This is a genomic window from Microbacterium sp. BR1 (assembly GCF_002812725.1).
Lineage (GTDB): Bacteria > Actinomycetota > Actinomycetes > Actinomycetales > Microbacteriaceae > Microbacterium.
In genome coordinates this window covers 100,743-124,946 of sequence record NZ_NMUN01000008.1, presented here as the reverse complement: position 1 = coordinate 124,946, position 24,204 = coordinate 100,743, and the positions used below count along the sequence as shown (strand labels likewise).

The 24,204-nt window shown below is 65.7% G+C and carries 17 protein-coding genes; 12 read left to right on the top strand and 5 right to left on the bottom strand.

All coding sequences use genetic code 11. The features are described 5' to 3' along the window. The first annotated feature begins 154 nt into the window (after window positions 1–154). The 4 genes from CGU35_RS13305 (at window position 155) to CGU35_RS13290 (ending at window position 3,827) form a co-directional block, all read left to right on the top strand. Entirely contained in the window at window positions 155–751 is a 597-nt protein-coding gene (locus CGU35_RS13305) for a M23 family metallopeptidase (RefSeq protein ID WP_157813986.1), read from the top strand. Next, window positions 724–1,734, top strand: coding sequence for a prolipoprotein diacylglyceryl transferase (gene lgt, locus CGU35_RS13300; protein WP_232711311.1), 1,011 nt, complete (start codon window positions 724–726; stop codon window positions 1,732–1,734). Before CGU35_RS13305 ends, lgt begins: the two co-directional genes overlap by 28 nt. Further along, entirely contained in the window at window positions 1,731–3,323 is a 1,593-nt protein-coding gene (gene lnt / locus CGU35_RS13295; protein WP_100812048.1) for an apolipoprotein N-acyltransferase, read from the top strand. The genes lgt and lnt overlap by 4 nt, the downstream gene beginning before the upstream one ends. A gap of 252 nt (window positions 3,324–3,575) precedes the next feature. After that, window positions 3,576–3,827 carry a hypothetical protein gene (locus CGU35_RS13290; RefSeq protein ID WP_081766122.1) on the top strand — a complete coding sequence of 84 codons (252 nt, stop codon included), beginning with the start codon at window positions 3,576–3,578 and terminating at the stop codon, window positions 3,825–3,827. Between the two features lie 210 nt (window positions 3,828–4,037). Here CGU35_RS13290 and CGU35_RS13285 read toward each other — a convergent pair whose 3' ends face one another. After that, the gene (locus tag CGU35_RS13285; RefSeq protein ID WP_036295147.1) at window positions 4,038–4,376 is read right to left on the bottom strand and encodes a metal-sensitive transcriptional regulator; all 339 of its coding nucleotides are present in this window, start codon (window positions 4,374–4,376) and stop codon (window positions 4,038–4,040) included. A 12-nt stretch (window positions 4,377–4,388) separates the two neighbouring features. Further along, on the bottom strand, window positions 4,389–6,494 hold the full coding sequence (locus CGU35_RS13280) for a heavy metal translocating P-type ATPase (RefSeq protein WP_100812047.1): 2,106 nt from the start codon (window positions 6,492–6,494) through the stop codon (window positions 4,389–4,391). Window positions 6,495–6,836: 342 nt separating this feature from the next. Here CGU35_RS13280 and CGU35_RS13275 point away from each other — a divergent pair, with 342 nt between their 5' ends. From CGU35_RS13275 to CGU35_RS13245, 7 genes are all read left to right on the top strand, one after another. Beyond that, entirely contained in the window at window positions 6,837–7,229 is a 393-nt protein-coding gene (locus CGU35_RS13275; protein WP_370651852.1) for a four-helix bundle copper-binding protein, read from the top strand. 92 nt (window positions 7,230–7,321) lie between these two features. Then, complete coding sequence (locus CGU35_RS13270; protein WP_232711309.1) at window positions 7,322–7,930, top strand: DUF305 domain-containing protein; 609 nt, start codon at window positions 7,322–7,324, stop codon at window positions 7,928–7,930. Window positions 7,931–8,056: 126 nt separating this feature from the next. After that, window positions 8,057–8,935, top strand: coding sequence for a potassium channel family protein (locus CGU35_RS13265; protein WP_157813984.1), 879 nt, complete (start codon window positions 8,057–8,059; stop codon window positions 8,933–8,935). Between the two features lie 669 nt (window positions 8,936–9,604). Further along, a complete protein-coding gene (locus CGU35_RS13260; protein WP_100809674.1) occupies window positions 9,605–10,873 on the top strand; it encodes an IS256 family transposase in 1,269 nt (422 codons plus the stop codon). A 259-nt stretch (window positions 10,874–11,132) separates the two neighbouring features. Continuing rightward, complete coding sequence (locus tag CGU35_RS13255; RefSeq protein WP_100812045.1) at window positions 11,133–12,566, top strand: hemolysin family protein; 1,434 nt, start codon at window positions 11,133–11,135, stop codon at window positions 12,564–12,566. Continuing rightward, window positions 12,563–13,582, top strand: a complete 1,020-nt coding sequence (locus CGU35_RS13250; protein ID WP_100812044.1) for a CNNM domain-containing protein — start codon at window positions 12,563–12,565, stop codon at window positions 13,580–13,582. Before CGU35_RS13255 ends, CGU35_RS13250 begins: the two co-directional genes overlap by 4 nt. A 39-nt stretch (window positions 13,583–13,621) precedes the next feature. Further along, window positions 13,622–14,326: a DedA family protein gene (locus tag CGU35_RS13245; protein WP_100812043.1), complete on the top strand. Its 705-nt coding sequence runs from the start codon at window positions 13,622–13,624 to the stop codon at window positions 14,324–14,326. Window positions 14,327–14,592: 266 nt separating this feature from the next. Here CGU35_RS13245 and CGU35_RS13240 read toward each other — a convergent pair whose 3' ends face one another. Further along, window positions 14,593–17,424 (bottom strand): cation-translocating P-type ATPase, encoded by a 2,832-nt coding sequence (locus tag CGU35_RS13240; RefSeq protein ID WP_100812042.1) that lies wholly within the window; start codon window positions 17,422–17,424, stop codon window positions 14,593–14,595. 234 nt (window positions 17,425–17,658) lie between these two features. On the opposite strand from CGU35_RS13240, the gene CGU35_RS13235 reads away from it, so the two are divergent. Further along, window positions 17,659–18,501 carry a universal stress protein gene (locus tag CGU35_RS13235; protein ID WP_100812041.1) on the top strand — a complete coding sequence of 281 codons (843 nt, stop codon included), beginning with the start codon at window positions 17,659–17,661 and terminating at the stop codon, window positions 18,499–18,501. 698 nt (window positions 18,502–19,199) lie between these two features. On the opposite strand, the gene CGU35_RS13230 is transcribed toward CGU35_RS13235, so the two are convergent. Together CGU35_RS13230 and CGU35_RS13225 are read right to left on the bottom strand one after the other, a co-directional pair. Then, window positions 19,200–20,468 carry an IS256 family transposase gene (locus tag CGU35_RS13230; protein ID WP_100809674.1) on the bottom strand — a complete coding sequence of 423 codons (1,269 nt, stop codon included), beginning with the start codon at window positions 20,466–20,468 and terminating at the stop codon, window positions 19,200–19,202. 233 nt (window positions 20,469–20,701) lie between these two features. Beyond that, on the bottom strand, window positions 20,702–24,166 hold the full coding sequence (locus CGU35_RS13225; protein ID WP_100812184.1) for a proline dehydrogenase family protein: 3,465 nt from the start codon (window positions 24,164–24,166) through the stop codon (window positions 20,702–20,704). Window positions 24,167–24,204 lie beyond the last annotated feature (38 nt).

Below are 24,204 nucleotides of genomic sequence, written 5' to 3'. Positions count from 1 at the left end.
ACTGCCACCATCGGCGCCACCCAACCCTGCGCTCGCCGTGACACGTCGTTCGTCGTTCCGGCGACAAATTGTGTCGGCGACCGCGATGTCGTCCGCGGTGGCGCTAGCGCTAAGTTTCGCTCTTCCCGCCAGCGGCGCCTCATTCCCGGCATCGGTGTCGAGCGACACGGTGGAGGCAAGTGGCTCCGACGGCGAGGCCCAATCGCTTGACCTCGACATCCAGGTGACAGGCGCACCCCTCGATCGGGGAACGTACGTCAGTGCGAGCGCGATCACGACGGGAGTGTATGCGCAGACAGCATCCACATTCGTCAACTACAGCGGCGCGATACAGTGGCCCTTTCTGACCGGAGTTCCGATCAGCAGCGGGTTCGGATGGCGCGAATCACCGTGCCCTGGTTGCCCGCAGGATCACAACGGGATCGATATGAACCCGGGCGCCGGCTCGGCGATCCAAGCGGTCGCCGATGGCGTCGTACGGGAAGCGTCAGCCAGCGACAGCAGCCAGTGGGGCGTGTACGCGATCATCGACCACGTCGTCGACGGGGAGAAAATCAGCAGCCTGTACGCACACATGGCAGTCGGGACGCTGGCTCTCCGGGCCGGTGATTCGGTCAGTGTCGGTGACCTCGTCGGCAAAGTCGGCGATACCGGACTGAGCGGAGGCCCCCACCTACACCTCGGTATGATGCGAGCCGACGGTACCTACATCGACCCCTACGCGTGGCTGTCGGCAAAGGTGAATCCTTGAACGGCAGCGGCCTGATGTTCACGGCGGGTATTCCCAGCCCCTCCATCAATTCTGTCTATCTCGGCGGCTTCGAACTTCGCTTCTATGCGCTATTCATCATTTTGGGGATTGCGATCGCCACGTGGCTGGCTTCTCGGCGCCTCGAACGGCGAGGTGGCGCCCGCGGCGTTGTCGTCGACATCGCGCTGTGGGCGGTCCCTTTCGGGATCGCCGGTGGACGTTCTTACCATGTGATCACCCATCCCAACGACTATTTTTACCCGGGCGCTGATCTGTGGCGCGTGCTCTATGTCTGGGAGGGGGGACTCGCCATTTTCGGCGCCGTCCTCGTCGGGGGCGCTGCCGCGATGATCGGATGCCGCATCGCGGGAATCCGGTTCCTGTCCTTCGCCGACGCACTCGCACCGGCCATGCTCATCGCGCAAGCAGTAGGTCGGCTGGGGAACTACTTCAATCAAGAGCTCTACGGCCTTCCGACCACTCTTCCGTGGGGGCTTCAAATCGACCCGCAGAGCGCCGCTTTCCCGGAGGGTTTGCCGTCGGGCACGATTTTTCACCCGCTCTTTCTGTACGAGATGTTGTGGAATCTCGCAGGCGCCGCGACGATCCTTCTTCTGGAGCGTCGTTATGACCTGAGGTGGGGCAGGGCGCTCGGCGTCTACCTGCTTATCTACGGCACGGGCAGGGCGTGGTTCGAATCCATTCGTATCGACCCCACCGAGCTCGAAATCTGGGGCGTCAAGATAAACGTGCTCACAGCGCTCGTCCTCGCGATTGCCGGCGTGGTTCTCGTCGTTGTCCAAGCGGCCCGGCACCCGGAGCCCGAACTAAGCGTTTACCGACAGGGCCGCTCCCCGAAAACCGCTTCAAGCGACCAGGAGAGTGGCCGCACTCTCGGGAGTGAGAGGCAATCCCACCGCTCAACCTTCGTAGCGTCCGACTCCGACCCCCGCGTGGCGGGCGATAACCCCCCGGGACCGTGACCATCCCGGTCCCGCTCGAGGCGGTTCGCCCCCGCCACACGAAGTCGGCGCGGCGACGGGCGCCCCGATACGCCTTCCTGCGGACTCTGGCTCTTGGCGCACTGGGGGGTTCTCTCACGACGCTCGCGTTTCCGCCAGTCGGGTCTTGGCCCTTCGCGCTCGTGGGCGTCGCGCTGCAGGTCTGCGTTCTGACGGCACCACGGATGACCCATGCGCTGGCGGGAGCTGCGGCGGGAGCGACATGTTTCTGGGGTATTCACATTGTCTGGTTGACAACCTATCTAGGTCCCGCACCCTGGGCAGCACTCGTCGCGTTGCAGGTGCTCATGTCGGTGGGCGCCGCCGCAATCATGATCGCCGGCTGGCGGACGATTGAGGAGTGGATTCCGGGAGACTTCACCCGGATGGTGGTGGTTCCCGTGCTGGTGGGAGCGGCGTGGGTAGGACGCGATTTCGTTGCTGGGAACTGGCCGTATGGTGGCTTCGCGTGGGGTCGACTCGCCTACAGCCAGGTCGACGGCCCATTGCGCGACCTACTGCCGTGGGTCGGGGTAGCCGGAACTACTTTCGCTGTCGTCGTGATGAGCACGATGCTCGTGCAGGTCGCACGCTCGCGCAGACTGGGGCACGCATCCGCTCCACTCGTTCTTCTGGCCGCTCTCGTGGCCGTGCCCACTTTTTCCTACAACGAAACAGGAACTATGCGAGTTGGTGCGGCGCAGGGCAACTCGGACGCCGGCATCTTCAACGCCAGCGCGCCGGGGAGAATTTTCGGCGATCATGTGCGTGCAACGCAATCGCTCTATGGCGAAGATCTCGATCTTCTGGTGTGGCCTGAGAATTCTGTTGATGTTGACGTCGCGCGAATCGCCGAAGTTCAAGCCTCGCTCGACGGGATCTCCGATCGGGTGAGCGCGCCTATCCTTTTCGGCACGCTCACGGTCGACGACGGTCAGGTCTTCAACAGCGCACTCGTCTGGCGCGCGGGCGTGGGAGTAGTCGAACAATATGACAAGAGGTACCCGGTCCCTTTCGCCGAATTCCTTCCAGACCGTGCACTTTGGTCAAGCCTCCTGCCGTTCGTTCCGTCACTGATTCCTGTCGATATGACCCCGGGCACGACAGCCGCCACCGTCCAGGTGAACGGCGTCCCGATCGGTCTGGCACTCTGCTTCGATATCGTCTCCGACCAACTCGTCCGGGAAACTATCGCTACGGGAGCCGAGATTCTGATCGTCCCGTCCAATAATGCTGACTTCGGAGATTCAGCTCAGGGTGAGCAGCAGCTCTCCATCGCGCGCGCCCGCGCGATGGAGACGGCTCGATCCGTGGCGAACGTGTCTACCGTGGGATCATCCGCGATCATCGGGCCCGACGGCGCAGAGATCGCCACGATGGCACCATTCACAAGCTCCGCCATGGTCGCCGAAGCGCCGCTATCCGACTCGGTCACTCCAGCGATGGCGGTAGCACCATGGTTCGACCGGCTCGGCGTGGGCGTCCTCGTTCTGCTATTCGCGGCGGGTGCGGTGGCTGGACTCTCGTCGAAGTCATCCCGCCGGAGCACGATTCCGCTGAGGCACTTATGATGCGTGACTCGCTACCACGATGCCTGCGCCGATTTGAAGGCGCCGTGAACGTGACGCACGTACCAAATGGCGAGGTCCGTACCGGCACGTGCGCCCGCGCTCGCCTAAAAGTGCGGTGTGCCCTGAACCGCCAGCGGCGCGGCCCGACTCGGTCGCACCAACTGTTCGTGTCGGCACATTTGATCGCCGAGGTGCAGCACTTGTCGCCGCAGCATGTTGGTGCTGCAAAACCCCCACAAGCGAGGAGGCCATATGGACACGCCGCGTAGAGAGCCCACCCAAGAAGAATTCCAGAAGCGTTTCCGCCGCCGCCGGATATATCTCCGCGCAGGTCAAGTGATCATGATCGGTGGAGCAGTGGTTGGCATCATCCACTGGCTTGCGCATTTGGAAGCTTTCGGGCCAGCTCAACCGGAAGGTTGGGTCGACCTCGCCGCAGGCTATCCTGCTGCCGCGCTGCTGGTGATCGTCGGGGCAATGGTGTCCAGCCGCAAACCGTCTTGAGGCCTCGGGCGCCGGGTCACTGTCCTTGCATCTGAAGGGTGCGCCTCACGCCTATGGGTGTCCATCCGCCGAACTCGCTTCGCGCGGCTCGCGGCTGAGCACACTGCGCCGCGTCTGCCGCGCGATACGCGGTTGGAGAGACGGAGGGGTGGGGCGATGTTGGCGCGCGGTGTCAGGCAGACCGCCGCCGTGCTTCCGCCTGGTGGGAATTCAGGACCGCACGAGTCGCGCGATGGCGTCGGTGGCTTCTTTGATCTTTATGTCTGCCTCGTCGCCGCCCGCGCGCGCGGCATTGAGGACGCAGTGCTTGAGATGATCGTCGAGAAGACCGACGGCGACGACCTGTAGCGCGCTGGTGAGAGCACTGATCTGCGTCAAGATGTCGATGCAGTACTTCTCGTCCTCGATCATCTTGTGCACACCCCGGGCTTGTCCCTCGATGCGCTTCAGCCGGTTGAGGTACTTGGACTTGTCGGTGATGTAGCCGTGCCCGGCGGGTTCGTGAGCGAATTCAGGCTCGTGAACGGGGTCTCGGGTGGTGTTCGACATGGCAGGGCCTCTCTAGCGGTTCAGGACGGCGCGGACGGATGCCTCGGGCTGCAGGTCGAGGCGCCGGAGGAGTTGGGCGTTGAGGGCGACGACGATCGTCGACAGCGACATCAGGATCGCGCCGACCGACATCGGCAGCACGAATCCGATCGGGGCGAGCACGCCGGCGGCGAGCGGGACCGAGAGCAGGTTGTAGCCAGCGGCCCACCAGAGATTCTGCTGCATCTTGCGGTAGCTCGCTCGCGACAGCTCAATGACCGATACCACCGAGCGCGGGTCGGAGCTGGCGAGGATGACTCCGGCGGAAGCGATCGCGACGTCGGTGCCGGCGCCGATGGCGACGCCGACGTCGGCCTGCGCTAGGGCGGGGGCATCGTTCACGCCATCGCCCACCATCGCGACCTTGCGTCCGCCGTGTTGCAGTTCGGCGACCTTGGCTGACTTGTCTTCGGGGCGGACGCCCGCGAAGTACCGGTCGATGCCGAGTTCGCCCGCGACCGTCCGCGCGACGGCATCTGCGTCACCGGTGATCATGACGACCTCGACCCCGAGGGCGTGCAGCGCCTCGACGGCTTCGCGCGATTCGGGGCGGATCTCGTCCGCGAGCCGCAGCCCGCCGATGACCGCGCCGTTCTGCATGACGTGCAGGATGATCGCGCCCTCATCTCGCCACGTGTCGGCGGCGGGGATTTCGGACGCCGCGGCCTCGGTGAGCAGTGCCGGCCCGCCGACCCGGATTTTGGTGCCCTCGACGGTCGCGGTGACGCCGACGGCGGGGGAGGAGTGGAAGCCGGATGCGCGCGGCACGGCGAGGCCCCGGTCCTGCGCGGCGCGGACGATCGCCTTCGCGAGCGGGTGCTCGCTGTCGGCCTCCGCCGCGGCCGCGAGGCGCAGAACGGTGTCGGGCTCGACATCCCCGACCGTCTGCACATCGGTGATAGTCGGCTCGCCCTTGGTGAGGGTGCCGGTCTTGTCGAAGAGCACGGCGTCAATCGTGCGCATGCTCTCGAGCGCCAGGCGGTCCTTGATGAGAACGCCCCCGCGCGCGGCGCGTTCGGTTGCGATCGAGACGACCAGGGGGATCGCGAGCCCGAGCGCGTGAGGGCACGCGATCACGAGCACCGTGATCGTGCGGACGACGGCAGCATCGGGGTTGCCGAGGAGGCTCCAGACGAGCGCGGTGATGACGGCGGAGCCGAGGGCGAACCAGAACAGCCATGCCGCGGCGCGGTCGGCGAGACGCTGTGCTCGCGATGACGAAGCCTGCGCCTCGGTGACGAGCCGTTGGATGCCGGCGAGGGTGGTGTCGTCACCCGTGGCGGTGATCTGCACGCGCAGCCCGGAATCGGTCGCGACGGTACCCGCCACGACCGGGTCGCCCACACCGCGCGACACAGTGCGGGATTCGCCCGTGACCATGGACTCGTCCATGTCGGCGCTGCCGTCGACGATGCGCCCGTCGGCGGGAACGCTGCCACCGGGGCGAACGATCACGACATCGTCAACCCTCAGGTCGGTGGGTGAGACGGTGATCACGTCGTCGCCCTCGACCCGTTCGGCCTCGTCGGGCAAGAGCGCTGCGAGCGAGTCGAGGGCCGAAGTGGTCTGGGCTAGCGACCGCATCTCGATCCAGTGCCCGAGGAGCATGATCACGATCAGCAGTGCCAGCTCCCACCAGAACTCGAGCTCGTGATCCAACAGTCCGAGGCTCGCGCCCCAGGAGGCGAGGAACGCGACAGTGATTGCGAGGGCGATCAGCAGCATCATGCCGGGTGTGCGGGCACGCAATTCGGCGACCGCACCGGTGAGGAACGGGCGCCCGCCCCACACATACATGACGGTACCCAGCGCGGGGGCGATGAATGCGGCGCCCGGGAAGTCGGGCAGCTGGTATCCGACGAGCATCGCAAACATGCTCGAGAACGCCACGACGGGTATGGCAATGATCAGGTTGATCCAGAACAGCCGACGAAATTGCGTTACGTGATCGGCGCCGTGGCCCGCATGTGCCCCGCTGTGTTCTGAGTGTGCGTCGTGCTCTGCCATCTGTCCGGTGTGCTGACCGTGCTCCCCGGGGTGCGTCCCCCCAGGGGCGTGGTCAGAGGTGTTTGAGGTCATGGGCCTTTCCTATCGACAACGTCGTCGCGATCATCGGGTGGAACAGAGTGAGCGAGCGATTCAGCGGGCTTCATCGAGCCCGCATGTCATATCCATACCCGAAACTCGTTCATCGACATGACAACTTCCCCTCCTGGGGGGTCGCCTTTGTTGGTATGGCGACAAGTTCACTGTATACCCCCATTGGGTATGGCGGCCGTGCGCGAGACGCTCTGGCTTGCTACGTACGTGTGACTTAGTACCGCAGCCCCCTACCGGTATGCAACCCCCTCCGTGGATGGGTATGCCCGTTGTAGCGTGCCGCTGGTCGGGCATCCGCCCGGCGGGAAAGGAGCAATGACGATGACCATTACGGGAGACATGCTGCGCACCCACCCGAAGGCCGATGCGAGCAATGCGCTGCTGACGTGTATCGAGGCGTGCGTGGAGTGCGCCCAGTCGTGTGCCGCGTGCGCTGACGCGTGCCTCAGCGAGGACATGGTCGCGGAGCTCACCGAATGCATCCGCAAGAACCTAGACTGCGCCGACGTCTGCGCCGCGACCGCTGCCGTACTGACCCGCCAGACGGGCAGCAACCCCGACACTATTCGTGCGGTCCTCGAGGCGTGCCGAGCCGCGTGCGCCGCTTGCGCGGAGGAGTGCGAGCAGCACGCCGAGATGCACGAGCACTGCAAGATCTGCGCAGAGGCGTGCCGCCACTGCGAGCAGGCCTGCGTCGAGATGCTCGCCGCCTGAGAGCGCGACCGATCGCGCCTCGACCGACGAGAGGCAATCGACGGTACGAATGAGTGAATGATTACGAATGAGTGAATGAGGAGATGATCCGTTTGTCGACGAATCAGAACAACGACCAACAGCGTGACCACAACGAGCACCAGACGGAGCAGAAGTCGCGGATGCAGATGCCGATGTATCTGCGATTCGCGGCGATGATCCTCACCGCGATGGTCGTCATGTATTGGGTGATGTTCGCCGGTTCGTGGGAGTGGGGCCACGTCCGCTTCAGCGAGAGTCGTGTGTTCATGGCGGTCACGATGGGCGGCACCATGGTGTTGGTCATGATCGCCTGGATGCTGAACATGTACAAGAACACGAAAGCGAACATCGCGATCGTCGCAGTCGGGGTTTTGCTGATCGGCGGCGGCATCGCTCTCGACCGCAGCCAGATCACGGTGGATGACACGGACTGGATGAGCGCAATGATCCCGCATCACTCGCTCGCCATCACCCGTTCCGAACGGGCGCAGATTCAGGATGTGCGCGTGTGCGAACTCGCGATCTCGATCAGCGAAGCTCAGCGAAACGAGATCCTCGAGATGGACTGGCTGATCAAGGACATCGAGGAGAACGGCATCGCCGCCACTGTCGCCGAGGCTGAGGCCCGCGAGGTACCCGAGTTCGATCGCGCCGCCGCGCGCCAGTGCCCCGCCGAGTAACTGGCGTAGGAGCCCGACGGGCATGTTACGCCGCATCGCCATCTGAGGCTGAAGCGGTGGTGCTTGCCTAGTCGGAGGAGAGAATGAAAGTCGAGGAACGACGCGATGCTGCCGGAGACTATGAACGTGCTGTCCGTCGTAGTCGGTGTCGCACTGATTCTCGTTGGCCTTCGTGACGTATTCCACACGCTGTTTCACCCCGCCGGCCGCGGAGGGGTGAGCACGTGGGTGATGCGCGGAACCTGGCGGGTATCCCGGTGGCCGAGGGGGAGCCCGTCACCGCTTGCCGGGCCGGTGGGAATCGTCCTGGTCATCGTCGTCTGGGCAGCGCTGCAGGTTTTCGGGTGGACACTGATCTATCTGCCTCAGATGCCGGACGGCTTCAGCTTTGCCCCGGGTATCAACCCGGACCGCTATCCCGATCTCTTCTCGTCGATCTACCTCTCCCTCGTCACGCTTGGGACCCTCGGCTACGGAGACGTCGTCGCGACCACCCCCGCGCTGCGAATACTTGCCCCGCTCCAAGCACTCACCGGCTTCATTCTCTTCACCGCCGCCGTATCGTGGATCATGCAGCTCTACCCCGCGCTGAACCGTCGCCGCACTACCACCTTGCGGACCCGGAGTCTCGTTGAAGGCGGGTTCGTGTCCCGCCTGGAACGCGACGAAGCGTACGAGACCGATGCGCTGGTGATGAACGAAATCGCCTCAGCCCTCGCGCAAACCCGCGTCGATCTCATGCAGAGCGCCGAAACCTACTACTTCGCCGAGAAGGATCGGTCCCTCGCGCTGCCCCAAGCGATGACCACCGGCTGGGGCATCGCGAAAACGGCCAAGAAGAGCCGCATCCCCATCGTGGTGGCCGCCGGAGAGGTGCTCACGGTCGCCGTTTCCGACCTCGCCACCCTGCTGCAGGACGAGTTCTTGCAGCAAGCCGGCGACGACATCCCCGCCATCATTGACGCAATAGCACGCGATCAAGGAGGAACCCGCTCCGCGGGCTGAAAGAAGGCACTTTCCTTGCCCCGCACGAGGCCCGAGCCCGTGGGAACGCCGTGAGAAAGATTGACGAAAGCTCAGGGCCTTCGCAGTACACGGCCGAAAGGTCAAGTCTCGCGGAATGACAGCGAAGCCGGCCTGTTGTGCACGTATGAAAGGTGTTCCTGGTTGGGTTCAAATCCCACCGTCACCGCCACTTTGAGGCCGGTTTCAGTCTGATTCGATCAGCTGGGGCCGGCCTCAGTTCTGTTCGTTGCGGTTCAGTTGTGGGCACGGCGTGGTCAGGGATTTTCTTCGTTGCGTGGGTCAGCGAATTGGATTTGAGCGAACCGCATTCAGCACGGCCGAGCGCGGTCGAGCAGTTCCTCGAAATCGTGCGTGCCCACGAGCTGCCCACAGAATCTCACGTGGGTGAAATGCCCACCGTCAGTGACTCGAGTCCTGATTACACGCATCGCATCTCCGGCTGGCTCGGTGTGGCTGATCTCACCAGCGGCCCCAATGGTTCTGCTAGCCATTGCTACTGGGGCGGGATCGCCAGGCATGAGGTCGCGCGGCCGGGTGCGTCTCGTAGCTTGGTGTCAATTCCTGCGGGGTTCTCGTCGTCGTTGACGTAGGAGGGCCATCGTGGGATGACCAGTTGTTTCCGCCAAGAAGCAAAGAAGAGATCCCACGATGACCCAGAATCAGTCTGCCTTGACGACCCTGATCGCAGAAGTCCTCGCCGATCCTGACCTCGCCCATTCCGACGTGTTCCGTCGGATGCTGCAGGCGGGGCTGCAGGACCTTGTTGACGCGGAAGCGACCGCGAAGATCGGCGCGGCCCGTTACGAACGCACGGCGGAGCGCACCACGCGTCGCAACGGTGCTCGCGCGAAGACGCTCGCCACGCCCGCGGGGGAGGTCGACATTCAGATTCCGAAGCTGCGGGAGGGGTCGTTCTTCCCGAGCCTGCTCAGCCCACGCCGCCGTGTCGACAAGGCGCTCTACGCGGTGATCTGCCAGGCCTGGATCGACGGAGTCTCCACCCGCAAGGTCGACCAGCTCGTCCGCGCGCTGGGCAACGACACCGGCATCAGCCGGTCCACCGTCTCCCGCATCTGCTCCGAGATCGATGAGGTGGTGCACGAGTTTCTGCACCGCCGGCTCGATCACACCTGGTTCCCGTACCTGTTCCTGGACGCCACCTACCTCGACGTGCGCCACCGTGGCCGGGTTCTCTCCCAAGCCCTCATCGTCGCGACCGGGGTCAGCGGCGACGGCCGTCGGGAGATCCTCGGGATGGCTCTCGGCGACGCGGAGACGACGGACTTCTGGACCGAGTTCCTCCGCTCCCTCCGCGACCGCGGTCTGAAAGTCTCCACCGACACAGACCCGCTCGGCGTGACCCTCGTCACGTCCGACGCTCACGCCGGCATCAAAGCCGCCGTCAAAGCGATCCTCCCCGGATCGGGCTGGCAGAGATGCCGCGTCCACTTCGCTCGTAACGTCACCCAGAAGCTCGGATCGGCACGCTCCAAGCCCGTCAACGCGCTGATCTCGACGATCTTCGCGCAGACCACCCCCGAGGCCGTGATCGCCCAGTATCACCAGGTCTCCACGTCCCTCCGCGGGTCGTTCCCGGAGATCGCAGACATGCTCAATGCTGCCGAAGCAGACCTCACCGGATTCGCGCCGCTCCCGCGTGAGCATTGGCAGAAGGTCTGGTCCAACAACCCGATCGAGCGCCTCAACCGTGAGATCAAACGCCGCGCCGACGTCGTGCAGATCTTCCCCGACCGCGACTCCGTCACCCGCCTCATCGGCGCCGTCCTGCAGGAGCAGCACGAGGAATGGCAATACGGTGAACGCCGCTACCTCTCCGACATCTCCATGCGCAAACTCGTCCACACACTCCAAGACCACGCCGAGCCTGAGCGCCCCGACCTGTTCCTCACCGCCTGACCCTCACCCATCAAGGAAGCAGCCGGATTGACACCACAACACGGGACTTGACCGCGCGGCCAGTCCGCGTCACGAGTGAGGTTCCTGTGCGTTGACCCTCACCTGAGCGGAACAGCATCGGCTTGGCTGGCAGCCCCGTATCGTTGACAGGACTTGCCACTGACCCACGAGAGAGAAACCCCGTGAGCCATCATCGTGCCTCCACCGACCAGGAGGGTCGATCACCGAGCCCCCTCATTCTTCGAGGGGGTGAATTTCGATGCTCGAGGCAGCGCTGACTCTGCTGGTGGGTGTGCTCGTCACGCTGGCGATCATCGCCGCCTGCGGATTCTTCGTCGCGCAGGAGTTCGCCTACATGTCGGTCGACCGCTCCCGCATGGCGGCGCTGGCAGAGAAGGGCGACGCGCAAGCGAAGCGCGTTCTCACCATCACCAAGCGCACGTCCTTCATGCTCTCGGGCGCCCAGCTCGGAATCACAGTGACGGGCCTGTTGATCGGTTACGTCGCCGAGCCGCTGATCGGCGTTTCGCTGGGCACCCTGCTGGGCGGGGTCGGCATCGACCCGACGGTATCGGTGCTGGTGGGCACGATCGGTGCCCTGCTGCTCGCGACGATCGTCACCATGATCTTCGGTGAGCTCTATCCCAAGAACCTCGCGATCGCGAATCCCGAACCCCTTGCCCGCGCGCTCGCCATGCCGACGCGCATCTATCTGCTGGCATTCGGATGGCTCATCACGGTGTTCGACGTCGCCGCGAACGCTCTGCTCCGCCTGCTGCGGATCGAGCCGCTCGAAGACGTAGACGAGAGCGCGACGGCACGCGACCTCGAGGCGATCATCGAGGAATCACGCGTCAGTGGGGACCTGCCGGACGATCTGTCGATGATCATCGACCGCATCCTCGACTTCCCGCAGCGCGACGTGGAGCACGCGATGGTCCCGCGTTCGCGCATCGACTCGATCTCTCCCGACACCACGATCGGCGAGGTCCGGGCGCTGATGGCGACCGGCCACACCCGCTACCCCGTGATCGGCGACGAAGACGATCCGGTGGGCGTCGTGGAACTCATCGATCTGCTCCGCAACAAGCACGACAACGACGCGCCGGTGTCGACCGTCATGCGCGACGCCGTCGTCATCCCCACGACGATGCAGTTGCCCGTCGCACTCGAACGGATGCGCCAGACCCGCAACGAACTCGCGTGCGTCGTCGACGAGTACGGCAACTTCGACGGCATCCTCACCATCGAGGACCTCACCGAAGAAGTCATCGGCGAGATCTCGGATGAGCACGACATGGATGTCCACGAAGTCGTCAATGTGGGAGACGACCACTGGACCCTGCCCGGCGACGTGCACCTGGACGAGGTCGAGCGACTGATCGGCCACGATCTGCCCCGCGGCGACGCCGAGACCATCGCGGGTCTGATCATCAGCGAATACGGCGACCTGGTGCCCGTGGGCGTGACCGTTCGGATCACCCTGCCCGAAAAGCCGGCCGAGACAGTGCAGGGCATGCACATCGAGCGATGGCTCGACGTCGAGGTCACCGAGGTCGACCGACACGTGCCCTCGCAGCTCGTCGTGAGACTTCGCGAGGTCGATCACGATGCCACCGAGACAGCTGGCGGGACACCTGGTAACGCTGCGCTCGTCCCGGCGGATGCCTCGAATGAGGAGGTGACCCGATGAGCTGGTGGGTGGTCACGATCATCACGACCGCACTCATCCTGGCGAGCGCGTTCTTCGTCATCGTCGAGTTCGCGCTGCTCGCCGCACGCCGACACCGACTCGAGCAAGAGGCCGACCACAGCGCGTCGGCGCGAGCGGCTCTCCGCGGGATGAACGAGCTGACCGTCATGCTCGCCTTCGCCCAGTTGGGCATCACCGCCTGCACCTTCCTGCTCGGCGCCATCACGAAGCCCGCTATCGACTACGCGCTCGCGCCCGTGCTCGAACAGTGGGGTCTGCCCGATGTTCTCTCGGGTGTCATCGCCTTCATGCTCGCCCTCATCGTCGTCACCTTCCTGCACCTGGTCATCGGTGAGATGGCCCCGAAGTCGTGGGCGATCGCGCATCCGGAAACGGCTGCGAAGGCGACCGGTATCGCGGCGCGGGCATTCACCTGGCCGCTGCGGACGTTCCTCCTGTGGATCAACCAGATCGCCAACCGCCTCGTCCGGGCGTGGGGTGTCGAGCCGGTCGAGAAAGCGGCCGCGGGCGGACAGGATGCGGACACCATCCGTGAACTCGTGGCCCATTCGCGTGCCGCCGGGACGCTGGACGTGCAGTTCTCGGCACCCATTGCGCGGGCGATCGCGCTCGGCACACTCGCCGTGGGCGACATCGTCCGCACCGACAGGGTGCCGACCTCGGTGCCGGCGACCGCGCCCGCGGCCGACATTCAGGAGGTAGCGGCTTCATCCGGCCACCTTCGCATCCTCGTCGGAACGGGCGCGGGATCCCGTGTGGCACACGTCCGTGACACTTTGGCGATCGACCTGGCAACACCTGCCGCCGATATCGCTCGGGACGCCCTCGTCACCACTCCCGATGCATCCGCGTACGACACGCTGGCGCGAATGAGGTACGGACGTGTGCAGCTCGCGACCGTGGTGGACGGCGGCACGCTCCTCGGCATCGTCACGATGGATGACCTGCTGCGCGAAGTGCTGCCGGGACCAGCGGAACTGTCCACCGTTTCATGACCATCCGAAGTTCACGGCCAACAGCGGGAGGTCGGCTGAATGAGCGCCGCTGCGAGCTCCGCGACTGATCACGGTTTCACCGGCCTGACCGGCTTCGCCGCGGATGTCTTAACAGCGTTCGGGGACTTCGGGGTCGGGGTGCTGGTCTTCATCGAGGTTCTCATCCCCCCGATCCCCAGCGAAGTCATCTTGCCGTTCGCTGGGTACCTCAGCCAGAGCGGCGACCTCAACCTGGGATGGCTCATCTTCTGGAGCACGCTCGCATCGTGGATCGGGGCACTGCTGCTGTACGGGGTCGGCTACGCCATCGGTATGGAACGCGCAGTCACCGTTCTCGCGGCGACGAAGCTCGTGAGTAGGTCAGACCTCGATCGCGGAGCGCACTGGTTCCTGCGCAGTGGCAGTTGGACGGTCCTCGTCGGCAGGCTGGTCCCGGGAGTTCGAAGCCTGATTTCACTCCCCGCGGGCGCATCTCACATGAACCTCGTCCGGTTCAGCATCTACACAATCGTCGGCAGCGGCGCATGGAACTCGCTGCTCATCGGGGTGGGTGCCGCGCTCGGGACCCAACACGAACGGCTCGAGGGCTACCTGTCATATCTTGACTACGTCGTCTACACCGCGCTCGCACTCGGGGTGGCAGTCCTCATCGTGCGGCGCATCCGAGAAGCGACCAGGCCCCGCAGCAGACGGGCTCGAGCCGATGCGGCCGCGATCGACGAGATGCCGGACGACTCCTTCTGACGTGATTCGCTCTGTGGCGTGGCGGCATGGACTACCCGCGCGGGACGCAGCGGGACGACGTCGTCCGGTTTGGCGACGAGGCCGAGGTTGACCCGGCTACCGTCGCGGTGGAAGGCCGACAACGGCCAAATCTTCGACAGCGTCGTGATGCTCACGTCGAAAGCGATTCACGCATCCCAGAAGCCAAGGCGCCGCTGCTACCAGGATCTTTCAGGTCAATGCGGACGAAGATCCGGTGAGTGCGAGGAGGGTGCCCTGGGTGTCGGTTAGCCGTGAACTACGCCGATTCCTTGACCGGACGGATCGGCGCGCCGCCACCCGTCGGGCGCGGCACGACGACCGATCGCCTTGATCGCCTCGATGACCAGGAAGACGGCGAGGCCGTAGGCGAACGCGGTCGTCCAGTGCGCGGCACCGAGGGGCACCGACCCGAACCACAGCTGGAAGGGAGGCAAGTAGGTGTACGCCGCCTGCAGGACGGCAAGCGAGGCGATAGAGATCCAGATCACGCGATTGCCGGTGAAAACGCGACGGGTGAAGCTCGAACCGTGTAGCAGACGGACGTTGAACAGAACCGCGACCTGACCGACGACCAGCACGGTCACCGCCGCGGTCCGTGCGATGTCCAGATCCCCGCTCCTGTTGAGCTCGGCGAAGAAGGCGGTTGTGGTCGCCGCGGCGACCACAACACCCATGCCTGCCAGAAGGAAGAGCTTGCGCGAGAGGATCGACTCGGCGGGCGGTCGTGGGCGGCGCGTCATCGTTCCCGGCTCGACGGGTTCATGGGCGAATGCGAGCGACAGGGTGATAGCGGTGACGAGGTTCACCCAGAGAATCTGCGTGGGCTGCAGGGGGTCCGCAAAGCCGATGACGACGGCGGTGAAGACGACGAGAGCCTGGCCGAGCGTCGTCGCGAGGATGAAGACGACCGACTTCTGCAGGTTGTCGTACACGCGCCGGCCCTCGCTGACGGCCCGCTCGATCGTGGCGAAGTTGTCGTCGGCGAGAACGACATCGGACGCATCCTTCGCCGCCTCGGTTCCCTTCATGCCCATCGCGACCCCGACATCGGCGCGGGTGAGCGCCGGGGCGTCGTTGACGCCGTCACCGGTCATCGCGACGACACCGCCGCGCGACTGGAGGGCTTCGACGATGCGGAGTTTGTGTTCGGGACTCGTGCGCGCGTAAACATCGACATCGGTGACGACATCCTCCAGCTGGGCGTCGTCGAGGCCATCTACGTCCGCGCCGGTCAGAACGCTCGCATCGGCGTCAGTCAGTCCCATCTCGGCCGCGATGGCGTGGGCTGTGAGCGCATGATCGCCCGTGATCATCTTCACGCGGATGCCGGCATCCTGGCACTTAGCGATTGCTGCGGTCGCCTCGGGGCGAGGCGGGTCGGCGATGGCGACGACGCCCAGCATGACGAGTTCGCGAAGGTCGCCGGGCTCGACGGTCACGGCATTCGTCGGCAGGTCGCGGCGCGCCGCAGCGAGGACGCGCATGCCCCGGGCGCTGTAGTCGTCGATGAGCGCTTGCCACGCATCGGGATCGAGTGGAGTCTGACCCCCGTCGCTGGCGCGCTGAAAGGCGCAGAGCGCGATCACTCGGTCGGGCGCACCCTTGACCGAGACGAACTGCTCGCCGGTAGCCGACCTGTCGAGGGTAGCCATGTACTTGACGTCGGCGTCGAAGGGGATCTCGTCGACACGCGTGAAGGACGTCAGCTCGACGTTCGCCTTGCGCCCGAAGCTCACCAGGGCGCCCTCGGTGGGATCGCCGACGACCCGCCACTCGCCCGTCTCGGCGCGATCGAGGCGAGCGTCATTGCAGAGCGCGAGAATCGTGGCCATCTCGGCGAGATCGTCCGAGTGCGGATGGTCCGGGCCCGACTCGTCGGCGGTGTCCTCCGCGAGCACTGTGCCCTCGGGGTCATAGCCTTCGCCCGTGACCGTGTAGCGGCGGTTCGGGGTCGCCGCTGCCCGCACGGTCATCTCGTTCTTCGTCAGGGTTCCCGTCTTGTCCGAACAAATGACGGTGACTGACCCCAGGGTTTCGACGGCAGCGAGTCGGCGTGTGATCGCGCGCTGAGCGGCCATCTGTCGCACGCCGAGCGCCAGCGTGATGGTGACGACGGCGGGCAGTCCTTCGGGGACGGCGGCCACGGCGAAGGCGATCGCAGAAGAGATGAGGGTGTCGAACGGGTCGCCGTGCAGGACGAACCCCAACACAACCATGATGACCATCAGCGCGAGCACGATCGCCGTGATCTGGCGTCCGAGCTGGTTGATCGAGCGGATGAGTGGAGTGTCGGTCTGCTCGACGTCGCGCACCAGCTGCTGAATGCGACCGAGCTCTGTGCGCGTGCCCGTGGCCGTCACGACCGCGACGGCCCGCCCGCCGACCACGACCGAGCCCGCGTGCAGCATGTTGTCGCGGTCGCCGACGGGGGCATCGCGCACGACCGGATCCGTGTGCTTGTCGGAGGGCACCGCCTCGCCGGTCAATGCCGCCTCGTCGGCGCGCACGTCGCGTGCTTCGACGAGCCTCGCATCGGCGGGTGAGCGGTCGCCGGCGCCCACCCTGATGATGTCGCCCGGCACGAGCGTGGCGGCTTCGACGTCGTGCCACCCGCCGTCCCGTCGTACCGTCGCCTGCGGCGAGAGCATGCGCCGGATGCCGAGCAACGCCTTCTCTGCCTGCCCCTCCTGAACGAAGCCGATGATGGCGTTGATGATCGCGACAGCGAGGATCACGGACGCGTCGATGTAGTCGCTGTAGGCGAGCTTGATGACGGCCGCCGCGAGGAGCACGTAGATGATGGCGTTGTTGAACTGTGCGAGGAAACGCACGATGGGGTGCGTTCGCGTTGGCTCGGGAAAGCTGTTCGGACCGAAGTGCGCGTGACGCCGATCAACGTCGCTCGACCGCAGCCCCGAGCGGCTCGTGTCGAGCCCCTCGAGGACATCGGTGGCGTGGTGCGCATGCGGCTTGCTCGGTGACCCCGACGAGGCGCCCGGGTGGTGCGTGAGGTCTTCCGGCGGGCGCCCGGATGGCAGGCCGGGCTGGAGAGATTCGCCGGAGTTCGCTGCAGTCATAACGCCCAATACCTGTCGTCTCTCAGAACTCGGCGAAGCAACACAAATCGCTCGCCGCTGTACTCCCACAGTGCGCCACCGCGAGCGAGACCGATAGGGCACATGGTCCCTCTGTGCCCGCCGAGGAGGGGGCGGGACCTATGTCCTGGCGCGCGCCCACCGTGATCGGGAATAGTCGGAGGTGGAAGCAGAGCGGCGACCGCCACAGCGTCGCCTCGAGCAGAGGAGTGCGAAGTGCGCGAAAGAGTAGTTGTCGGTGTGACGGATGCGGCCGCGTCGCGGAGGGCCGTCGACTGGGCCACCGATCGAGCCGCCGGACGGGGCGACGCGGTAGAACTCGTTTCCATTGTCGGAGGCGCTGTCGGGGTCGTCGGCGAGGATCGAGTGATCGACGAGGCGCTCAAGCTCACGCAGCACCTGCTCGATCGAGAAGCCGAGCGCGTTCGCGAGCGAGGAGTGCCCGTCGAGACGCGCGTGGGTCGGGGCAATCCCGTTGAACAGCTCATCGAGGCCTCGACGGGAGCGGCCCTTCTGGTCATCGGTAGTGACTACCGGGGCCCCGATTCGGGTCCTGCTCGCGGGCCGCACGGGATCCGCATCACCGCGGGCGCGCACTGCCCGGTCGTCGTCGTACCTGACCTCGATATGGCGGCACGCGAGGGCGTGGTCGTCGGAGCGGATGGATCGGCGGTATCGGAAGCTGCGATCGCGTTCGCGGCGGCCGAGGCGGAGCGTTCCGGTGAGCCGCTTATCGCGGTGAGCACCTGGTCGCCCGTCGCTATCCCGCTCGGGATGCGAACGTATCCCGATGAGTACCTGCGCAACATGCAGATCGTCACGGAGGAGTCGCTGGCGATATCGCTTGCCGGCCTTGCGCAGCTCTACCCCGATCTGGTCGTCCGCAGTGTCGTCGAGAGTAGCTACAGCCCGGATGCGGTGATCAACCGGCTCGCGATGACCGCGCGGCTCGCGGTCATCGGCTCACACGGCCGTGGTCCGATCGCCCGGTTCATCCTCGGATCCACCAGCCAGCAGGTTCTCAACCGGCTAGCGACCGCAACCGTCGTCGTGCGGTGACAGGTGTATCCGGGACTTGAGTGCCGGACGACGGCGCTCATCAAGCCCGGATTGCCCGACTAGTGCACACACGGCTCTCTCCGCTAGATTGCGGTCCTGGACGCTTGTTGTCTTCGCGCATGTCCTCGTGCACGCCATGCGCGCGCCCCGGCTTCGTGCCCATACGGTGCCCACATCTGAACGCGAACGAGACGGATCGAAAGGGGCCGAACACAGACCACATCAGGCTTGGAACCGCATGAATCCGCGGTTTTCTGATCGAACTGAACTGGGCTTCAGCGGGGCTTTTTGGGTTCAAATCCCACCGTCACCGCCACTTTGAGGCCGGTTTCAGTCTGATTCGATCAGCTGGGGCCGGCCTCAGTTTCGTTCGTTGCGGTTGAATTGTTGCCACGGTGGTCCGCTAGTTCTGCAGTCCATGACTCCGTTAGGCGCCGTCTAGTTCACGACCGTCCTCTCAAGAAGCGCCGGAGCTCGGCTGTTCCAGCGAAGACATGACCAGGGATCCCGATTGTTTCCGCTCCGAGGACATCGTCGATGAGGTTGTCTAATCCTCGACGATCGGGGGCAACCCTCTGAACGCGGTGCTGACTGAATGTTGCGCACACCGTCGGGTACTCAGTCGGTTTCTGGGCCGTTGCAGTAGGTCAAGTCCCGTGTTGTGGTGTCAATCCGGCTGCTTCCTTGATGGGTGAGGGTCAGGCGGTGAGGAACAGGTCGGGGCGCTCAGGCTCGGCGTGGTCTTGGAGTGTGTGGACGAGTTTGCGCATGGAGATGTCGGAGAGGTAGCGGCGTTCACCGTATTGCCATTCCTCGTGCTGCTCCTGCAGGACGGCGCCGATGAGGCGGGTGACGGAGTCGCGGTCGGGGAAGATCTGCACGACGTCGGCGCGGCGTTTGATCTCACGGTTGAGGCGCTCGATCGGGTTGTTGGACCAGACCTTCTGCCAATGCTCACGCGGGAGCGGCGCGAATCCGGTGAGGTCTGCTTCGGCAGCATTGAGCATGTCTGCGATCTCCGGGAACGACCCGCGGAGGGACGTGGAGACCTGGTGATACTGGGCGATCACGGCCTCGGGGGTGGTCTGCGCGAAGATCGTCGAGATCAGCGCGTTGACGGGCTTGGAGCGTGCCGATCCGAGCTTCTGGGTGACGTTACGAGCGAAGTGGACGCGGCATCTCTGCCAGCCCGATCCGGGGAGGATCGCTTTGACGGCGGCTTTGATGCCGGCGTGAGCGTCGGACGTGACGAGGGTCACGCCGAGCGGGTCTGTGTCGGTGGAGACTTTCAGACCGCGGTCGCGGAGGGAGCGGAGGAACTCGGTCCAGAAGTCCGTCGTCTCCGCGTCGCCGAGAGCCATCCCGAGGATCTCCCGACGGCCGTCGCCGCTGACCCCGGTCGCGACGATGAGGGCTTGGGAGAGAACCCGGCCACGGTGGCGCACGTCGAGGTAGGTGGCGTCCAGGAACAGGTACGGGAACCAGGTGTGATCGAGCCGGCGGTGCAGAAACTCGTGCACCACCTCATCGATCTCGGAGCAGATGCGGGAGACGGTGGACCGGCTGATGCCGGTGTCGTTGCCCAGCGCGCGGACGAGCTGGTCGACCTTGCGGGTGGAGACTCCGTCGATCCAGGCCTGGCAGATCACCGCGTAGAGCGCCTTGTCGACACGGCGGCGTGGGCTGAGCAGGCTCGGGAAGAACGACCCCTCCCGCAGCTTCGGAATCTGAATGTCGACCTCCCCCGCGGGCGTGGCGAGCGTCTTCGCGCGAGCACCGTTGCGACGCGTGGTGCGCTCCGCCGTGCGTTCGTAACGGGCCGCGCCGATCTTCGCGGTCGCTTCCGCGTCAACAAGGTCCTGCAGCCCCGCCTGCAGCATCCGACGGAACACGTCGGAATGGGCGAGGTCAGGATCGGCGAGGACTTCTGCGATCAGGGTCGTCAAGGCAGACTGATTCTGGGTCATCGTGGGATCTCTTCTTTGCTTCTTGGCGGAAACAACTGGTCATCCCACGATGGCCCTCCTACGTCAACGACGACGAGAACCCCGCAGGAATTGACACCAAGCTACGAGACGCACCCTTGCAGTATGGGCAGTAATCGGAGCAAGGGATGGGATCTGGCCCGTCCATCGGGTCGGACGGGCCAGTTCTAACTCCCGTAGTCAGACTCGGCCCTCTGCGCTCCAATGTGCACCTCCTACGCCTGCTTCCGCGAAGCGCGATGCAGGGTCGGGATCTCATACCGACGCGGCGTGCCGAAACGGTGGGCGGAGATCGAGACGGCTTGCTCGCGCAGGAACGTCAGCATCTCGACGTACCCGGCGGACAGGACCGGGCCGCCGTAGATTGCGACCGCGGGCGTGCCGCCGAGGTGTTCGGCCAGGCCGGCGACGTCGCCGCCGACCAGGCGGATACGACCACCTCGCGCTGCCAGTCCGGACGCGCGTGTCAGCCAGGCTTGCTCGGCCTCGACCCGCGATGTCACCCCGCTCGCGGACAGCCAGTCGCGCACGGCGGGGGCGAGCTCGCCCGCACTACTCACCGACATGTCAGACCCTGCGCGAAGTCCGGCCGCGACGACGCGGACGAGGTCGACCGTGCGCGCCTCCTCGACTCGGATAGTCACCGGCACTGCCTGGTAGCGCAGCGCGTTCTGCTCGGTTTCGAGTCCCGTCACGTCGCGGACCGCAGCGAACTCGTCGGCCCACGCCGATTCGTCCGTCGCGAGGGCGCCGCGCAGCCATTCGACATCCGCCGCCTCGACACCGCGCGCGGCATCCACGGCCGCTTCTGAGAGCGGATCTGCCGCGTTCGATGCCGTCCCGGGCGAGTCGATCCAGTCCGACAGGCCGATGAGATAGTTCGGGCCCCCGGCCTTCGCTCCTGTGCCGACGGACGCCTTCTTCCAGCCGCCGAACGGCTGACGCTGCACGATGGCGCCGGTGGTGCCTCGATTGACATACAGGTTTCCTGCCTCGACCGACGCCATCCACTGGGCGATCTCGTCCTCGTCGAGCGAGTGCAGTCCCGAGGTCAGTCCGTAGTCGATCGCATTGACGAGGTCCACGGCCTCGTCGAGCGATCGCGCGGTCATGATGCCCAGCACGGGACCGAAATACTCGGTGAGGTGCAAGGGGGATCCGGGCGCGACACCGTCACGGATGCCGGGACGCCAGAGGGCGCCCGCTTCGTCGAGCTTCTCGGGTGCAAGAGCCCAGCGCTCGCCGGGTTCCAGATGGGTAAGCGCGTGCAGCAGCTTGCCGTCGGCGGGGGCGATGAGCGGCCCTATGCGTGCTGTGCCGTCCCAGGGCATGCCGACGTCGAAGGCCCGTACGGCGTCGATGAGCTGGCGGCGGAAGCGCTGCGAAGAGGCGACCGAGCCGACCAGGATGACGAGGGAAGCGGCGGAGCATTTCTGGCCCGCGTGTCCAAACGCGGAGTACGCGACGTCCTTGGCGGCCAGATCCAGGTCCGCGCTGGGAGTGACGATGATCGCGTTCTTGCCGCTGGTCTCGGCGAGGAGCGGCAGGTCGGGGCGCACACTGCGGAACGATTCGGCGGTCTCGTACCCACCCGTGAGGATGACCCGTTCGACGGCCGGGTGACCGATCAGGTGGTCGCCGAGATCGCGCCCGTCGAGCTGCACGAAGCGCAAGACGTCCCGCGGCACGCCCGCTTCCCAGAGTGCCTCGACCATCACGGCACCGGAGCGCCGTGCCCGTCGGGCGGGCTTGATGACGACGGGCGATCCCGCGGCGAGAGCGGCGAGTGTCGATCCGGCGGGGATCGCGACGGGGAAGTTCCAGGGCGGCGTGACGACGGTGAGCCGCGCGGGCACCGGCACGGCTCCCGGGATGCGGGCGAGGTGCCGCCCGCGCTCGGCGTAGTAGTGCGCGAAGTCGATGGCCTCCGACACCTCGGGATCACCCTGCTCGATGACCTTGCCGCACTCGGCGCCCATCACCTCGAGAAGATCCGCGCGGCGCGCCTCGAGGATGTCGCCCGCCCGGTGGAGGATCCGGGCACGGGCATCGGGTCCGAGCGCGCGCCATTCCGATCCCGCCTCGACGGCCTCGGCGACGACCCTGTCGAGCGCTGCGACATCCGACAGTGTGTTCTCGATCACCGTGCGCTCGCCGAGCGACGAGTCCCGCATCCGGCTCCGGATGGCGTCCGCCCACATGCGGTTCGCGGCGAGGCTCGGGTCGGTGTCGGGGGTGTTGCGGAAGCCGTCGACGACGGCCGGTTCGGGCGCCTGTCGACGGTCCTGGTGCCGTCGAGGCCGGGGGACGTCGTGCGGCAGCGCCTTCGTCGATGCGATGAACCGATCGCGCTCGCGGGCGAAGAGAGCGGGGTCGCTGTCGAGCTCGAACACGGCCGACATGAAGTTGTCGCTCGAGGCGCCCTCTTCGAGACGTCGGATCAGGTAGGCGATGGCGACGTCGAACTCGGCCGGGTGGACCACCGGTGTGTACAGAAGGAGCGAGCCCACCGTCCGTCGGACGACGGTCGCCTGCGCGGATGCCATGCCCAGCAGCATCTCGAACTCGATGGCGTGAGTGACGCCCCGTCGCTTCGCCAGCAGCCAGGCGAGTGCGATGTCGAACAGGTTGTGCCCGGCGACTCCGACACGCACGGCGAGCGTGTTCTCGGGGCGAAGGGCGTACTCGAGTACGGCCTTGTACGACGAGTCGGATTCCTGTTTGGTGGACCACGTGGCGAGGGGCCAGTCGTGGATCTCGGCGTCGACGCGCTCCATCGGCAGATTGGCGCCCTTGACGACGCGGACCTTGATCGGCGCTCCGCCCTCCGAGACCCGCGCGCTCGCCCATTCCTGCAGGCGCATCATGGCGCCCAGCGCGTCCGGCAGGTAGGCCTGCAGGACGATGCCCGCCTCCAGCGTGTGGAATTCGGGGCGCTCGAGGATAGACGTGAAGACGGCGAGCGTCAGGTCGAGGTCCTTGTACTCCTCCATGTCGAGGTTGATGAACTTGCGACCCGACGGCGCATCTCGCGCGATGCGGAAGAGCGGGATGAGTGCGGCGGCGGCGTGTGCGACAGCGTCGTCGAAGGCCCACGGGCTGTGGGGCGCGACCGTGGATGAGACCTTGATCGAGACGTAGTCGACATCGTCCCGGCTGAGCAGGCGGCGTGTGCCGTCGAGGCGGCGCGCAGCCTCGTCCTCCCCGAGGATCGCCTCGCCCAGAAGGTTCACGTTGAGCCGGATGCCCTCGGCCGACCGGATGCGCCGGATGGCCGGACCGAGCCGCCGATCCGTTGCATCGACGATGAGGTGCCGGACCATCGAGCGCAGCACACGGCGACTGATCGGGACGACGATGCCCGGGATGATCGGGGCGAGAGTTCCCCCCAGCCTCACGAGCGCGCGGAGCGGAGCCGGAAGGAACCGGGGCGTGAGCGGCGCGAGAACACGGAGGTTCCGTGCCGCCACCCTCGTATCCTCCGGCCGCACGACGCCGTCGACGAACCCGACGGTGAATCCCAGTCCGTTCTCATCGCCGAGCACCCCGGCGAGGCGACGCGCGGCCTTGTCAACGGGCACCCCGCGCGCTTCTTCGAGCCAGGTGTGTACGAGCGCGACAGCATCGTCCGCGAGTCCGATGAGCTCGGCTGCGGCGTGGCTCCCGTCGACGGGATTCATCGAGGGGGAGAGCGACATGAGTTCCTCCAGTACGGCGT

What these genes read in the sequence shown, in the direction of transcription:
- CGU35_RS13290 (WP_081766122.1), top strand. Translation starts at nt 3,576, where the DNA reads ATGGACACGCCGCGTAGAGAGCCCACCCAAGAAGAATTCCAGAAGCGT.
- CGU35_RS13285 (WP_036295147.1), bottom strand. Translation starts at nt 4,376, where the DNA reads ATGTCGAACACCACCCGAGACCCCGTTCACGAGCCTGAATTCGCTCAC.
- CGU35_RS13280 (WP_100812047.1), bottom strand. Translation starts at nt 6,494, where the DNA reads ATGACCTCAAACACCTCTGACCACGCCCCTGGGGGGACGCACCCCGGG.
- CGU35_RS13275 (WP_370651852.1), top strand. Translation starts at nt 6,837, where the DNA reads ATGACCATTACGGGAGACATGCTGCGCACCCACCCGAAGGCCGATGCG.
- CGU35_RS13260 (WP_100809674.1), top strand. Translation starts at nt 9,605, where the DNA reads ATGACCCAGAATCAGTCTGCCTTGACGACCCTGATCGCAGAAGTCCTC.
- CGU35_RS13255 (WP_100812045.1), top strand. Translation starts at nt 11,133, where the DNA reads ATGCTCGAGGCAGCGCTGACTCTGCTGGTGGGTGTGCTCGTCACGCTG.
- CGU35_RS13250 (WP_100812044.1), top strand. Translation starts at nt 12,563, where the DNA reads ATGAGCTGGTGGGTGGTCACGATCATCACGACCGCACTCATCCTGGCG.
- CGU35_RS13245 (WP_100812043.1), top strand. Translation starts at nt 13,622, where the DNA reads ATGAGCGCCGCTGCGAGCTCCGCGACTGATCACGGTTTCACCGGCCTG.
- CGU35_RS13240 (WP_100812042.1), bottom strand. Translation starts at nt 17,424, where the DNA reads ATGACTGCAGCGAACTCCGGCGAATCTCTCCAGCCCGGCCTGCCATCC.
- CGU35_RS13230 (WP_100809674.1), bottom strand. Translation starts at nt 20,468, where the DNA reads ATGACCCAGAATCAGTCTGCCTTGACGACCCTGATCGCAGAAGTCCTC.
- CGU35_RS13225 (WP_100812184.1), bottom strand. Translation starts at nt 24,166, where the DNA reads ATGAATCCCGTCGACGGGAGCCACGCCGCAGCCGAGCTCATCGGACTC.